The organism is Rhizobium oryzicola, from assembly GCF_030504645.1.
GTDB classification, from domain to species: Bacteria; Pseudomonadota; Alphaproteobacteria; order Rhizobiales; family Rhizobiaceae; genus Neorhizobium; species Neorhizobium oryzicola.
Genome location: NZ_JAUKWQ010000003.1, coordinates 35,150 through 49,997, shown reverse-complemented (window position 1 = coordinate 49,997; position 14,848 = coordinate 35,150). Strand labels below are relative to the sequence as shown.

Genomic DNA, 14,848 nt, shown 5'->3' with positions numbered 1-14,848 from the left:
GAATGAACCAAGGACGTCGGAAATGCAGGATCTATCTCCCTCAAAAGATGAACCGCTCTAACTTAACGCTCGTCGCACATGTCGAGCGCGCCCTACGACGGAAATTGCCGATGCCCAAAACGCATAAAAGTTAACCTACGTGGTTATCGTTGGCTGTTCGCCGGTACTCGTATGATCGGCATCTTCTGGTTCTTTAGGTCTTCTTCAATCGCTTTGGGATCGCGGCTTTCCGCCGGACCCCAGCCACCGCCGCCGCTTGAGCGGACTATCATCCGATCGCCCGTGTTTAGGACAGTCTCGAGCTTCGACGGCACGAGCTCACTCCGCCCATCAGCTCGGAGAATCTTTGTCTCGTGCGGTGGAGACGCGCCACCGCCCTCGTAGCCTTCGGCAACGCAAAACACCCGTTCGCCGCGATGCGATAGGGTAATGGGGCCTTTCAACACCTCGTATTCACGCACGCAGCCTAATCCCCCGCGGAATTGCCCGATGCCACCCGAGCCTTCACGTAGGCCAAAACGTCGGATCCGGATCGGAAATTCTGGCTCAAAGGTTTCGACAGGCGTGTTGGTGCTGTTGGAGACATCGCTCGAAATAACGTCGACTCCATCCATGTCGTGGCAGGCACCACTTCCCGCGACGATGATGTCCGTAATTACGAACCTCGTGCCGTCGTGGCGTTTTCCGCCAAAAGTCAAAAGGACTGCCTGGCTTCCCGGCTCGGCTGATAGGCGAGTCGGTAACGTACTGCGCAACGCTCCAAGAAGGGTGGTTGCGGAGCGCATGATAGTCGACGTTCTGGAATTTACGGGCGCTGGGAAAATCGGATTCATGATCGTCCCCTCTGGAATATGGAGAGTGATCGGACGGAAGCAGCCCCCATTCGTTGGGATATCCGGGCCCGTGAAGATACGGATGGCGTAACACGCGGCAGCTAACGCGCCTGATGGCACACAGTTGAATGGGCCTGCGACCTGCGGGCTTGTGCCGGTGAAGTCGACATGCATCGTACCCGCCTTGATTGTCACGGCAACCTCAAAGCGGATACGTTCGTTTAGGTTGACACCGTCATTATCCATGAAACCAACATTTCGGTAGGTGCCTTCCGGAATTTCGGATAATGCCTTGCGCGTGAGGATTTCCGAGCGGTTCAGGAGCTCTTCCACGATGTCGATGAGGTCATCACCATACGCGCCCCAAAGCTCCGAGATTCGCATCGCACCGACATGGCAGCTTGCAATCTGAGCGTTCAAATCGCCCATGATGATGTCCGGTAGCCGCGTGTTGATTTTAATAAGATCAATCAGTGTCTGATTAAGCGCACCCCCGTCCCTCAGCTTCAATGGCGGTATTCGCAGTCCCTCCTGAAAGATTTCCGTTGCGTTCGTCGGCAGAGAGCCCGGCGCAATCCCCCCCATATCTTGGTGATGCGTCAGCACGGCGGCGAGGGCTACGACGCGTCCGTCGCAGATGCACGGCATCACCACGGCAATGTCGGGGAGGTGTGTTCCGCCGTGATATGGATCGTTCAGGCAGTAGAGATCACCTTCCCGCATCATCTCGACCGGGAAGACCTCGATAATCCGCTTGACCATTGGAATGAGCGTTGAAAGATGGATCGGGATCGCCATACCCTGCGCGATTGTCTCACCCTCGATGGTGAAAAGGCTAGAGGATGCGTCCATGCCTTCCTTAACGATCACAGAGAACGAACTGCGCAAGACGGTAGCCTGCATCTCGTTAGCGATACCGTCAAGCTTGTGGCGCACCACATCAATGGTAATGGGATCGAGAGTAACGTTGGGGCGGCGCTGGTAGAACATTGTGGCGGGGGCGGTGTGCATTTGTCATAGCTCCTTTCGGGCGTGAGCTGACCGGCTTAGCGCGACGATCATCCCTGCAGGTGACAGGTGTTGCGCTGAATGATTATTGTCGAGAGATAGAAGCCTGGGATGTCCTTGGAACCGGGTTTGGCACTGCAGCGAGAAGGGCCCGCGTGTAGGCATGCTGTGGCGACTCGAATACGTCGCGCCGCGAACCAATCTCCAGGATCGCTCCGTTGCGCATTACAGCTACTCGATCGCTCAGCCTCTCGACTACGGCCATGTCGTGCGAGATGAACAGACAGGCGACGCCTGTCTGCCGCTGAATGTCAAGCAGCAGGTTGCATATCCGAGCCTTTACTGACACATCCAAGGCGGAGACTGCCTCGTCAGCGACAATCAGTGACGGGCGGAGCGCCATTGCGCGTGCAATACAGATTCGCTGTCGCTGCCCTCCCGAGAATTCGTGTGGTAGACGATCAGCCATCTCGGGCTCCAGCCCAACCTGCACGAGCAGATCGTGGACAACGGCGTTGATGTCCCCAGTCTCCCCCCAAGCTCGCAACGGCTCGCTGATAGCGTCGCGTATGCGCTGCCTTGGGCTCAGGCTGGCAGCTGGGTCCTGGAATACCATTTGCGCTGCTCGGCGTGCCTGCCTGAGGGGCTCGCCGCGCAGTGATGTCATTTCCTGCCCAGCAAGGATGACTTGTCCAGAGGTGACGGGCGACAGGCCGAGGATCGCGCGACCTATCGTTGACTTCCCGCTGCCAGATTCCCCGACTAGCGCAAGCGTCTCTCCGGAGCGCAGATCAAAAGTCACACCTCGTACCGCATGGTTGCTGCCTTTGGAAATTCCAAGGAAGCTAGATCGAGAACGGTATCTGACGTTCAGATCGCGAACACTAAGAATTGTATCTTGACCCGCGACAACACAATCCGTCGCTGCAGGCACCTTTCCAGCGACGGGAAAATACCGAGGTGCGGCCTGACCCGCCATCGATCCCAGCTTTGGCACACTCGCCAGCAGATCCTGTGTATAGGGGTCGGCCGGTCTTGTAAGTAGCGTCTGCGTATCGGCGAACTCGACAATCCGCCCCTGCCGCATCACAGCCGCGCCGTTAGCTATCTCGGCGACTACGCCCATGTCATGTGTTACCACAAGCATCGCCATGCCGGTCTCGTTCTGCAGCTCACGCAGCAAAGTTAGGATTTCTGCCTGCACAGTGACGTCGAGAGCTGTCGTCGCCTCATCGGCGATCAGAAGTCGCGGCTCCCCTGCGATTGCCGAAGCTATCATCACTCGTTGGCACATGCCCCCAGAGAGTTGATGAGGGTGCTCGTCGTAGCGCCTGCTCGGTCCCGAAATTCGCACGGCGTCAAGCAAGCGCAATGCCTCAGCTCGTGCCTGGGCTGCTGACAGGCCACGGTGCCGCTGTAGTACCTCGGAGATTTGCACGCCAATCGAGAGCGTGGGATTGAGGGACATCCGCGGGTCTTGAAAGATCATTGCGATCTCGCGTCCTCGAACTCGGGCCATGTCGCGACGAGAAAGGGATAACAGGTCCTTTCCATTGAGCTCCACACGCCCGCCGATGCTGCAATCACGCATAAGCCGCATGATCGACTGCGCGGTCACGCTCTTGCCCGACCCGGACTCACCGACCAGAGCAAGGGTTTCACCGGCCTTTAGCGAGAAGCTTACGTCATGAAGCACCGGAATTATACGGCCCTTCACATGGAACGACGCGGTCAGTCCGGTAACCGACAGCAAATCAACATTCGGGGGAGCGTCGCTTTTCATCCTAGAAGGTGCTTCCTCTTGTGCTGGCGGGGTCTACCACTTCGTTCAGACCGCTCGCGAACAGGTTGGCGGCAAAAGCTATGAGCGCGATGGCCAGGCCCGGGAACAAACCCAGCCACCACGCCTGGAACAGATAGCTGCGGGAGTCGGACAAGATATTGCCCCACGTCGGTTCCGGCGGAGGAACGCCGAGGCCGAAAAAACCAAAAGCGGACTCAGAAACTACGAAGTAGGCGAGCTGAATCGCAGCAACGACTATGACGCGCGGGAGGGCGGCCGGTATGATATGCCTGAGGAGAATCCACGTTGTCGTGCCTCCACCGATGAGGCTTGCTTCGACAAACTGCTGGCGTGCGGCTAATCGTGCCTCGTCGCGCGCGATCCTTGCGAAGATCGGCCAGGACAAAAGGGTGAAGACGAGAACGATGTTGTGGAGGCTGGGGCCGAAAAGAACGACCACCATCATGCCGACGAGAACGAAAGGAATTGATAGCTGAGCGTCGATTAGCAAGCCTATGAGACTGTCGATCCAGCCCTGAAAGTAACCCGCGATGACCCCAATCAGGAGGCCTATAGCGGCACCCAACAATGCGGCGCTGAACGAGACGATGAGAGGCACGCGTGCTCCGACCAAAATGCGTGAGAAAGCGTCGCGCCCGAATTGATCGGTGCCAAGCAAAAACATGCGGCCATCGGCACCTAAAGACCCAGGCGGCATGAGGCGAAAACGCAGATTTTGCTGGAGAGGGTCGAACGGGGCCAAAGACTTCGACGCCAAGGCCACACAGGCAATTATGACGAGCAGCGCTGTTGCGATAAGTATACGACGGTTTCGTATTACCCTTCCCAGCACTCCATTGAAGGCCGATGCTGACATTAGGCTAGCTCCTTAATCGGGGATCAATGATCAGGCTGAGCGCGTCGGCGACGATACTGATCGTCACCACAATCGCCGCACTGAACAGCACGATGCCCTGCACGGTCGGATAGTCTCGCGCGAGTAGAGAGGCCATCGCTAGGGTTCCGATTCCCGGCCACGCAAAGACGGCCTCTGTAACCACCGACCCGGATAGCATGGCGCCGGTCTGCAGTCCGATGATCGTAACGATGGGAACCAGCATGTTGCGTAGAAGGTGGATAAAGACGATGCGTTTTGAACTTAGCCCCTTGGCAAGCGCGGTCTTGGCGTAATCCTGCGATCCGACAGATATCGCAGCTGTTCTGACTGTCTTTGTTAACAGAGGCCACTGCAGGATTGAGAGGGCGAAGGCTGGCAGGATCACAGCAGCCCACTGATCATTGCCAGACGAGGGCAGCCAGCCGAGTCGTACTGCGAATAGCTGAATCAGGAGTATGCTGACCCAGAAGACGGGTACAGACTGGGCGGCCAGCACCACTCCTTCGGCCAGACGATCTGCCGCCGAGCTTGGCCTCAACGCGGACACCAGTCCTGCGGGCACTGACACCAGCAATGCTGTGAAGAGTGCGCAGATGCTTAGGTAGACGGTTTGCGGAAGCGCGTAGAGTATCAGGTCGAGCACTGGGCGGCGGTGCACGAGAGACTCGCCGAGATCACCCCGGAGCGCATTGGACAAGAACTTTAGGAGTTGAACTCCCATGGGCTGATCAAGTCCAAGCTGGATGCGCAACGCCTCAACCGTCTGGATGTCAGCTGTCGGTCCGGCGAGCAAAGTCACCGGATCGCCAGGCGCCAAGCGGATTAGTGCGAAGATGAGGCAGCCGACACCCAAAAGGACGAGGACACTTCGCAGAATTCGCAGGAGAAAATTGAGCATTCTGGATCAGCCTTATTTGGCAGGTTGAGCGTTGATCCAATCCATTGTCTCAGTTCTGTTCTGCCGAACGCCCGACAGGTTTCCAGACATGCCATTGATAATGGGCATCTCGAACAAGAACAACCACGGCGCATCATCCCAGATCCGAGATTGAAGCTCATCGTAGATGGCTTTAAGCTTTGTTGGGTCAAATTCGGTCCGGCCGAGCGTCATGAGTTCCTGAACACGTTCGTTTTTGTAGCCCTGGATGTTCCACGCGTTTGAGACGGTATCGAATGGGATGACACCGAAGTCCGCATCCTGCGTCGGATTGCCCCATGCCATGAGCGACAGACCGTACTCTTTGCCGGTCGTCTGCCATTCAGTGCGAACGCGCTGCAGATACGTAGCCCACTCCATCGGAACGATCTCGAGGTTGACCCCGATCTGCTGGACTTGCCCAGCGATCGCTTCGGCGATCTCCCGATCACGATAGTAACGGCCCATTGGCGTGGCGAGCTTCATACTGAACCCGCTGGAATGTCCTGCCTCTGCCATCAGCTTGCGAGCTTTAGCGAGATCGAAGGAATAGGGCTCCAAGCCTTCTGCAAAGAAGCGCGTCCCGCTCGCCACCGGCGCCTTCGCGATGGCTCCGCGACCACCATAGAACGCCTCTTGGATTGCAACACGATCAACGGCATGATTGATCGCCTTCCGAACTCTAACATCCCGTAGCGGGCTATCGAAAGACATGTTGAAGCGCACAAACATCATTCGAAGCGTCGATAGTTCGTCGATCGAGCCCCCCATCGAACGAATTGCCTGAACATCTTCGACGCGAACGGACGACGCAAAATCGACTTCCTTGGCCAAAAGTGCAGCCACGCGGGTCGAGTCTTCAGGAATCTTTCTCAGAAGGATCTCTTCGAAGCCTGGCTGCTTGCGCGTATACTTCTGATTGCGCCGGAGCAGGATACGATTTGAGCTCTCGGTTTCGGCGATGATAAAGGGGCCGCTTCCGATGGGGGCGCGCGAGAACTGCTGGAGATCGGTTGCCGTGCGCGGAATTATGAAGGACTGGTACGCCATGTAACCCAGTGCTATTCGGAAGGGGCGCTTGGAGATTAGGTCGACTGTAAGGTCATCAACGATTTCGACACGCTCGAGCCAGGGCGTGTAGAGGTAGCTGTTTAGAACCTCTGGACGGAGATAGGTCTCCATAGAAGTCTTTACATCTGCTGCGCCGAGCGGCTCACCGTTCGAGAACTGAATGCCAGGCTTCAGGGTCAGCCGAATGGTGACAGGCGATGGTCTCTCTATCTTGGCTGTCGCGGTTCCAGCCACCGGTTCGCCATTGGAGTTTAGGGATATCAGAGAGTCAAAGACCAGCGCGTTGATGTCCCAATCCGGTGTTATTGAGAGCTGAAAGGGGTGCCGGTCGGCTCCGATTGCCCCATAGGCAATGCGCAACTGCTTTTTCGACTGAGCAAATACTTCTTTGGCGGATGCGGTGGCGAGGACGCCTCCTGCTGCCAATTGCATAAAGCGTCTTCTATCGAACAACGGCGAAAAGCTTAACATGACGGTTCCCTCTTTTGTTGGAGTTTTTAACTCTTGATATTCAAATTTTCTGATTTTTAAGGTCTTCTTGAATCCTCGCTGGATCGCGTTCTTCCGGAGGTCCCCAGCCGCCTCCACCGCACGTGCGTACGATCATTCGGTCTCCCGTACCAAGGATCGTCTCCAGCTTCGATGGCACGAATTCGCGTCGTCCATCACTTCGAACGATCTCCGTTTCGTGCGGAGGCGCACTCCCACCGCCGTCATAGCCTTCCGCAACGCAATAGACGCGCTCGCCCCGGTGCGACAGCCTGATCGGCCCCTTCAAGATTTCGTACTCGCGGATGCAGCCAAGTCCGCCGCGGAAGCGCCCCGCACCACCTGACCCCTCTCTCAATCGATACTGCAGGATGCGAATCGGGAACTCAGGCTCTATGGTCTCGACTGGCACATTAGTGCTGTTGCCTACGTCACTCGCGATCACGTCAACACCGTCCATATCGTGACACGCGCCACTCCCTGCCACCAGCAAGTCCGTCATCACAAAGCGTGAGCCGTCAGTTCGCTGACCTCCGAAGGCTATGATTACGGACTGACTGCCTGGGTCAGCAGAAAGCCGGGTGGGAAGAGTATCGCGTAGCGCACCGAGGATTGTCGTAGCTGACCGCATGATGGCCGAGCTTCTTGCGTTGACAGGGGCAGGAAACAGCGGATTCATCACCGTGCCCTCGGGAATATGCATGCTGATGGGACGGAAGCAGCCTCCGTTGGTTGGAATGTCGGGCCCAGTAAAGATCCGGATGGCATAGCAGGCTGCAGCCAACGCTCCCGAGGGAACACAATTGAAAGGCCCGGCGACCTGAGGGCTGGTGCCCGTGAAATCCACGTGCATCGAGCCGTCGCGGATCGTCACGGTAGTCTCGAACCGCATACGTTCGTCGAGCTTTACGCCGTCATTATCCATGTAGCCGACGTGATTGTATGAGCCCTCGGGGATTTCGCTCAGGGCTTTTCGGGTCAGAAATTCGGACCGATCCAGCAACTCGTCGATAATCTCGTGCGTCTTTTCACCGTAGACGCGCCAGAGATCTTGCATTCTCATAGCGCCTACATTGCACGCTGCAATCTGAGCATTTAGATCGCCCATTATCGTATCAGGAAGGCGCGTATTCAGCTTGATCATCGCGAGTAGTGTGTCGTTGAAGACCCCCCCATCCCGCAATTTGAGTGGAGGGATCCTTAGACCTTCCTGAAAGATCTCCGTCGCATTCGTAGGCAACGACCCAGGAGACATCCCCCCCACGTCTTGGTGATGGGTCAGCACCGCCGCCAGTGCTATCGGCTTGCCGTCGAAGAAACAGGGCATGACGACTGCGATGTCAGGTAGGTGAGTGCCACCATGATATGGATCGTTCAATGTGTAGAGATCGCCCTCCCGCATCGTTTCGACGGGAAAAACCTCGATGATTTTTTCAACAATGGGGATTAGCGTGGAAAGATGGATAGGGATCGACATCCCTTGCGAGATAGTCTCTCCACTCAGAGTAAAAAGACTTGATGAAGCATCCATGCCCTCTTTGACAATTACAGAGAACGAGCTTCGCAGAACGGTCGCCTGCATCTCATTGGCAATGCCATCCAACTTGTGGCGGACGACATCAATTGTGATCGGGTCGAGCGTTGATGCCCTGCGGGACCGATACTCTGACGAATAAGACCGAGCTACCGTGTTCATGCGCCATCAACTTTCTCTAGAATTACGGGCCCCTCCGGATGTACCCTGCCTCGCCAGCCTGGCGCGATCACGATTGTCGTATCGGGCTGGTCCAGGACGGCGGGACCCATAATCTCTTGGCCCGCTGCGAGCTGTAGGCGCTCATATACCGGGGCATCTACATAGCTTTCTGTCTCAAGGAAAAGCACTTGTCGGCTCCCGACTGGGGCTGCCGGTTCTGATGGGAGCGTGGTCCCCGGTCCCGTGGCAACGTCACTGCGCGACACCCGATGCACGCTGCGGATACTGGCGATCATGATCGCCACATCTGGCGCATGGCCGTACAAGCGGGTGTGCTTGGTGATAAAAGCGCGAGTTAGACTGTTCGCAAGATCGCTCGTTCCAATATCGAGCGGGACATCCAGAAAAAATGATTGACCGATATAGCAAAGTTCGGCCGAGTAGCTGATCTCGACATCATCTTTGGATACGTTCTCCAGTGCCATAAACGCTGCCAGGTGCTCGTCAAGCTTCGCCAAGTCGCTCTTGAGTTCGGCGACGTTCAGTTCTGCGAGCGGAGCGCGGTAGCTACGCGTCGTTTCATGCTCGATCGGGGCCGAAAGCAAGCCTTGCGCCGACAGTACGCCGGGAGCGCGGGGAATCATGATCCGGCGCATCTTGAGCTCATCAGCCAAAGCCGTCGCGTGCGTCCCCCCGCCGCCGCCGAGCGGGACCAGGGTGAAGTCGCGGGGATCGAAGCCCCTGCGCGTCGAAACGAGGCGGATACCTTCCGCCATGTTCGCATTCACCACACGATGGATGCCCTGCGCAGCCTTTTCGATCGTGATGTCGAGAGGATCAGCCACCTTCTCGGCGATGACAGCGAGCGACTGCTCGGGATACACGGTGACTTCTCCATTGGCGAAATGCTCCGTGTTGAGGAACCCGAGAACGACGGACGCATCTGTGACACTGGGTTCCGTGCCGCCTTGGCCATAGCAAGCTGGGCCGGGCACGGCCCCGCACGACTCGGGACCCACCGACAGTGACCGGGAAGCATCTACTTTCGCGATCGACCCACCGCCTGCTCCGAGCGCATGGACTTCGACCATCGGGACGCGGACAGGCCAGCCACCGATCTTGCCTTCCGAAGAGCTGAGCGGGACGCCGTCCGCGATCAATGCGATGTCCGAGCTTGTGCCACCGATGTCGATAGTGATGAGGTTGCGCTCTCCCACGAGAATGCCTTCGTTTTGTGCGCCGATGACGCCACCTGCAGGGCCTGACAAAAAAAGGCGAATTGGGCGCAGCATGGCGACCTGGCTGGCCATGGTGCCGCCGCCGGACTGCATAAGCTGCAGGCCCTGCTTGAAGCCCCGCTCAAGCAGAGATGTCCTCAGCCGCGAAAGATAGGTCGAGACGACCGGCTTGATATAAGCATCGAAACAAGTCGCAAGCGTTCGCTCATACTCACGAAACCGGGGATCAACTTCGATCGACAGAGAACACTGGATCTCTGGGAACTCTTCCTCTATCAGCCGGCGCGTGGCCAGTTCGTGCTCGGGATTGAGATATGAGAAGAGATATGAGACGGCTACACACGTGACACCGTCGTCGCGGAGTTCCGTCACCGCACGCCGCACTGCATCAAGATCGATCGGTTCCAAGACGCGCCCCTGCCCATCAAGCCGCTCCGGGATCTCCTTGCGACGCGAACGAGGCAGCATAAATACAGGGGTTCCGGGCGTTAAGCGGATCCGATACATCGGATCACGAACCTGCCGGCCGATCTCGAAGACGTCGCGGAACCCATCCGTCGTCAACAACCCGATCCGCGCACCTTTTCGTTCGAGCACCGCGTTCGTGCCAACGGTTGTCCCATGGACCACACCGGCGATACGGTCGGGCTCCAAGTCCCATTCTCTGCACGCTCGCTCAAGACCGTTGAGAACTGCTTGGCTGGGATCGTATGGTGTACTTGGAACTTTAAGCAGCCGGACTTGGCCATCACCCGAATGGCACACCAAATCTGTAAATGTGCCGCCAGTATCAACACCAATAAGTACGTTCTGCTTTGATGGAACGTGATGCATTGTTCACCTCTCTAGCTGGGCTAAATCTAGCGATCGTTTTTCTCTCCCGTCGAGCAATAAAAATTAAAGCTGCCCAAAGAAATTCATGGGCGGCACATCGGAAGTCGACTGGAATTGCCGATTGTGGCCAACCCCATCGAGCGACCTGCCGCTGAGGAATTGTGGGAGGTAAATCAAAAGCTTGCCCGCTCCCGAGGCATGCGTGGAGATGCGGCAGGCCATGGCGAAAGCGGCTGATCTTCATCCAAGATACTGAATTTGCGGGGCTGGCTTCTAAAGCTAGACAGCTGCGTACGGCGGCGTCAAAATTGTCTGACGTGAGCGTCTCAAGGCTCCGGAGGATGGCGGTTCTAGCTTAAGAAGCTGCTTACCGAACAGATACCGGCTACGGCTGCGCGCTGGGAGCTTCTCTGCAGCCCTGACTCGGGCTGCCGCAAAACGGCATCCTGTCGCGCGGCCTTCGAATGCGACTCCAGGCCTTATAATTGCGGGCCTGCGAGGCATATCCGCAGAACGGAAAACGTCGGCTGCCTACCCTCTGGGCCGCCCAAGCTGGTGTCACGTCCAAAACTGTCCGATTTCGCGAGGAAGCGCCGCCGGTTTAGCGAGCATTGGTTCTCATTTTGCTTCGACGAGACGGGGAGCCTTCCAGAGTCAACTGCATCTATCGGCTCTATCGCGATGGAAGTCTCACCATGCGCAGGCAAAAGGCGAAACGTCGTGCTGTTGGGACGCGGACGCCGATGCTCGTTGACGTAACGGCCTATGCAAAAAGGGCTGTGTCGAGAGCAACAACTGGTGGATGCGCTATAGGTCGCTCAGCGAGAGCCTGTTCTTGGAGCGTACTCCTATCCCGAGCGCCATTGCAGAACAGGCTGACGACTACAACAATCTGTGGCCTCACTCACCGCCGATATCTGACCCCATATGCCTACGCAGGGATTATCCCTGCAGCCGGCTTCTGAGCTACGCAAATAGACGATTCCCGTTTCTACCTGCTACACACACCGCGCCAATGAGCTCATCAAGACCCGCCTCTGCTCCAATTTCAGCCGGATGAATTTTATTGGCAAGTCCATCCCTGTCTCGATACGTCGGCTTATCTTGTGTGCAACTCACGTCAAACCTGCGAGGAGGCACGCGTTCGACCACATGAAGTGCGCTACAACCCCAAACGCAAGCGCGGCAGAAACCGGATGCCAGCACCCGTCGATGGGGAAATCCAGCAGGAAAGGAAAACCGAGACTTCAGGAAACAAATGCCTATTCGCTTGTTAGCTCGACAAGCCCCTGCGGTGTCATAAGCGACAGTTCCAACGATGGGTTCTTCGATGGCTCAGCAATAACTCGCAACCCCATGGCGCGGTAGGCCAAATTGAGGCGCTCAGCCTGAGGATGTCGAACCCGGAATGCTAGCAAACTACAGCCCGGAGTTGCCGTCGACGCCGGGCCGTCCTCCGGCGACCGGTCCATAAAAAACGGAATGAATTTGCCGAGATCGTGGCCTTCCACGTGAATCACATTCCAACTCAAGAGTATACCGTCGGGACGCATGCGCGTAAAAGGTTCAGGGCGGATTGTAAATCCCTCTTGCTGAAGCAGGCGTTTAGTCACCTCAATGTCCGGCGTCCAGACAGAGAAGCCATCCAACCTGGGTTTTGGAAATGCCTTAAAGTAGGTTCCGACCGCGCCCTTGCCCCCCTGCATCAAGTCTGGCCCAATCAACTCCAGAAAACAATTATTTGTCTCGTCATCCCACTCCACATGAATGAAGGAATTGCGCGTGCCACGACCCTGGTGACTTCCTCCCGCTTGCGGTGCTACTCCGAATCTGGACCGAACATCCGCTTCAATAAGTTCAATTGAGGCCCCTCCGTAGATAAAATGGTCAATGTAAGTGCGCGGCATAAAATTATCCTTTTTTGATGCTTAAGACGTACTTCCTCTTATCGCGCAGCGCCGTTGCTTCTACATCGATCGCTAGGTGAATTCTCTCCAGAAACTTCGTCTAATCTGTCTCATAGACGACCAGGCGCGGCGGTAAAAGGCAAGCCGTTTCACGCGCCTACCATTTCACTACCGATTCAGGGTCTCATAGCTAGAAAATCGCGTCCAGACCTGTTTTCGTAATCAGTGTCCGCAGTTTGATGGCGACGCCTTAACTTCTTGGTTGGTGTTGAGTTGGTATTAGGGTTGTCATGACCGAAGCTGCTCGTGCTCACTTCAGATGCCAACGCTTTCCCGCTGAGATCATTGCCCACGCCGTATGGCTCAATTATCGGTTCCCACCCAGCCCACGCGACGTCGAAGATCTGTTGGCTGAGCGCGGCATCAAAGTTTCATTCCAGACTGGCTCGGAGCGGGCGGCGAAATTTGGCCTGAAGTTCGCTGATTAGGCAGTGTCCCCATAAACGGGGTTCATCTTGGGGACGGTGTGTGATTCAATCTCCGTGAAAGGAGATTGCCATGCGCCGTCACGAATTGAGCGACGAAGAATGGGACGTCATTGCACCGCTTCTGCCAACCAATACCCGTGGAATTGAACGTGTTAACGACCGCCGAGTGATCAACGGCATCCTGTGGCGTTTCAGAACCGGTTCGTCTTGGCGAGATGTGCTGGAGCGTTATGGCCCGCGCACGACGCTTTACAATCGGTTTTCCCGCTGGCGCAAAGCAGGTGTTTGGGATCGTCTTCTCGACGCTGTTTCAAAGCGTTATGATGGAGACATCGTGATGATCGACAGTTCTTGTGTCCGCGTTCACCAGCGTGCTGCCAACGCTAAAAAGGGGGATCTGCCGATCCTTGCATGGGACGTTCCCGCGGCGGCCTGACGACAAAAATCCATGCTCTTGTCGATGCTGATGGCTTGCCGGTTCGTCTGGAGTTAACCGCAGGTCAGGCGGCCGATGCTCCTATGGCTGAAAAGTTGCTGAGCGACGTTCAGCCCGGAACAACGATCCTTGCCGACAAGGCATATGACACCGATGCCATTCGTAACTTCGCCAAGCAACGCAAATGCTGGGCGAATATCCCGGCCAAGAGCAATCGAAAGAAGACATTCAAAGCTTCAGCCGCTGGGTCTACCGTCAGCGCAATCTCGTGGAGCGGTTCTTCAACCGCATCCAGCAGATGCGTGGCCTCGCGACGCGATACGACCGGCGCGCTGATAACTATCTCACCGCCCTCAAACTTGCGGCGGCGAGGATATGGATTGCCTCAACTAATGAGTCCGGCACCTAGGGTGAGGACTCAATCATATCCAAGCGATTATTGCTGAAACGAGAGCGATAGCTGCCATGTAATTTGTTGCGAGGCGGTCGTATCTGGTTGCGATGCGTCGCCAATTCTTGAGGCTGCAGAACAACCGCTCTATAACGTTCCTGCGGCTGTAGGATTTGCGATCCAACGGATACGGCGTCCTTCCTGCGGCTGATGATGGAATGACTGCCTTGATGTGTTGGCGCCCCAGCCAGTCCCGCAAGCTGTCGGCGTCGTAGGCTTTGTCTGCCAGGAGGCGCTTTGTCGGGCGAGCGAGTTCCAGCAATGGGATCGCCATCTTGATATCCGCAATGTTTCCGGGAGTCAGTGTGAAGGCGACCGGTCGGCCACAATCATCGGCCAAGCAATGGATTTTGCTTGTTCTTGCGCCACGCGAGGTGCCAATCGCTTGCGCCCACACCCCCCTTTTGAGCCTTGCGCCGAGCGATGCGCCTTGATGTGGGTGCTGTCGATGGATAGCTCCTGGGGAACAGGGCCTTTGGCTGCCATCTTCTCAAAGAGACGGTGCCAGATGCGACGTCTCGCCCAGCGGTGATAACGGTTATAGGCAGTCTTGGCAGGACGATATTCCGGCGGCACATCGCGCCAGCGGCAGCCGACTTTCAAGACATGCAGGATGCCGGAAATGATGCGTCGATCATCGACGCGTGGCGCGCCCGGTTGGTTCTTGGGCAGATGGGGCTCAAGCGCAGACCAAGCCTCATCGGACAACCAGAAAAGATCGCTCATCATGAGCCTCCTTGCTTTCCAAACCTCGAAAAGCAAGGAATCAGCCAATCATGTCAATTCATTGATCTGGTCCT

The 14,848-nt window shown here is 56.6% G+C and carries 8 protein-coding genes and 3 pseudogenes; 2 read left to right on the top strand and 9 right to left on the bottom strand.

Annotated features, from left to right (window positions below; genetic code table 11):
* Positions 1 to 143 precede the first annotated feature (143 nt).
* The 8 genes from Q2T52_RS10895 to Q2T52_RS10860 all read right to left on the bottom strand — a co-directional run bounded on the left by Q2T52_RS10895 (position 144) and on the right by Q2T52_RS10860 (position 12,673).
* On the bottom strand, positions 144 to 1,844 hold the full coding sequence (locus Q2T52_RS10895; RefSeq protein WP_302076773.1) for a hydantoinase B/oxoprolinase family protein: 1,701 nt from the start codon (positions 1,842 to 1,844) through the stop codon (positions 144 to 146).
* A gap of 82 nt (positions 1,845 to 1,926) precedes the next feature.
* Positions 1,927 to 3,624, bottom strand: coding sequence for a dipeptide ABC transporter ATP-binding protein (locus Q2T52_RS10890; RefSeq protein WP_302076772.1), 1,698 nt, complete (start codon positions 3,622 to 3,624; stop codon positions 1,927 to 1,929).
* A 1-nt stretch (position 3,625) separates the two neighbouring features.
* The gene (locus Q2T52_RS10885; RefSeq protein WP_302076771.1) at positions 3,626 to 4,501 is read right to left on the bottom strand and encodes an ABC transporter permease; all 876 of its coding nucleotides are present in this window, start codon (positions 4,499 to 4,501) and stop codon (positions 3,626 to 3,628) included.
* Between the two features lie 4 nt (positions 4,502 to 4,505).
* Positions 4,506 to 5,420: an ABC transporter permease gene (locus Q2T52_RS10880; protein WP_302076770.1), complete on the bottom strand. Its 915-nt coding sequence runs from the start codon at positions 5,418 to 5,420 to the stop codon at positions 4,506 to 4,508.
* A 12-nt stretch (positions 5,421 to 5,432) separates the two neighbouring features.
* Positions 5,433 to 6,980, bottom strand: coding sequence for an ABC transporter substrate-binding protein (locus Q2T52_RS10875; protein ID WP_302076769.1), 1,548 nt, complete (start codon positions 6,978 to 6,980; stop codon positions 5,433 to 5,435).
* A 40-nt stretch (positions 6,981 to 7,020) separates the two neighbouring features.
* Positions 7,021 to 8,694 carry a hydantoinase B/oxoprolinase family protein gene (locus Q2T52_RS10870; protein WP_302076768.1) on the bottom strand — a complete coding sequence of 558 codons (1,674 nt, stop codon included), beginning with the start codon at positions 8,692 to 8,694 and terminating at the stop codon, positions 7,021 to 7,023.
* Entirely contained in the window at positions 8,691 to 10,766 is a 2,076-nt protein-coding gene (locus tag Q2T52_RS10865) for a hydantoinase/oxoprolinase family protein (RefSeq protein ID WP_302076767.1), read from the bottom strand. Before Q2T52_RS10865 ends, Q2T52_RS10870 begins: the two co-directional genes overlap by 4 nt.
* A 1,262-nt stretch (positions 10,767 to 12,028) precedes the next feature.
* Positions 12,029 to 12,673 carry a VOC family protein gene (locus Q2T52_RS10860; protein WP_302076766.1) on the bottom strand — a complete coding sequence of 215 codons (645 nt, stop codon included), beginning with the start codon at positions 12,671 to 12,673 and terminating at the stop codon, positions 12,029 to 12,031.
* A gap of 290 nt (positions 12,674 to 12,963) precedes the next feature.
* Between Q2T52_RS10860 and Q2T52_RS10855 the strand changes: the two are divergent.
* Positions 12,964 to 13,155, top strand: a pseudogene (locus Q2T52_RS10855) (IS6 family transposase); the annotation flags it as partial.
* A gap of 70 nt (positions 13,156 to 13,225) precedes the next feature.
* A pseudogene (locus Q2T52_RS10850) lies at positions 13,226 to 14,006 on the top strand (IS5 family transposase).
* Positions 14,007 to 14,019: 13 nt separating this feature from the next.
* On the opposite strand, the pseudogene Q2T52_RS10845 reads toward Q2T52_RS10850, so the two are convergent.
* Positions 14,020 to 14,777 (bottom strand): annotated as a pseudogene (locus Q2T52_RS10845) (IS5 family transposase).
* Between the last annotated feature and the right edge of the window lie 71 nt (positions 14,778 to 14,848).

Bases quoted from the DNA above. Each gene is read 5' to 3' on its own strand.
- Q2T52_RS10895 (WP_302076773.1), bottom strand. From the start codon at position 1,844: ATGCACACCGCCCCCGCCACAATGTTCTACCAGCGCCGCCCCAACGTT.
- Q2T52_RS10890 (WP_302076772.1), bottom strand. From the start codon at position 3,624: ATGAAAAGCGACGCTCCCCCGAATGTTGATTTGCTGTCGGTTACCGGA.
- Q2T52_RS10885 (WP_302076771.1), bottom strand. From the start codon at position 4,501: ATGTCAGCATCGGCCTTCAATGGAGTGCTGGGAAGGGTAATACGAAAC.
- Q2T52_RS10880 (WP_302076770.1), bottom strand. From the start codon at position 5,420: ATGCTCAATTTTCTCCTGCGAATTCTGCGAAGTGTCCTCGTCCTTTTG.
- Q2T52_RS10875 (WP_302076769.1), bottom strand. From the start codon at position 6,980: ATGTTAAGCTTTTCGCCGTTGTTCGATAGAAGACGCTTTATGCAATTG.
- Q2T52_RS10870 (WP_302076768.1), bottom strand. From the start codon at position 8,694: ATGAACACGGTAGCTCGGTCTTATTCGTCAGAGTATCGGTCCCGCAGG.
- Q2T52_RS10865 (WP_302076767.1), bottom strand. From the start codon at position 10,766: ATGCATCACGTTCCATCAAAGCAGAACGTACTTATTGGTGTTGATACT.
- Q2T52_RS10860 (WP_302076766.1), bottom strand. From the start codon at position 12,673: ATGCCGCGCACTTACATTGACCATTTTATCTACGGAGGGGCCTCAATT.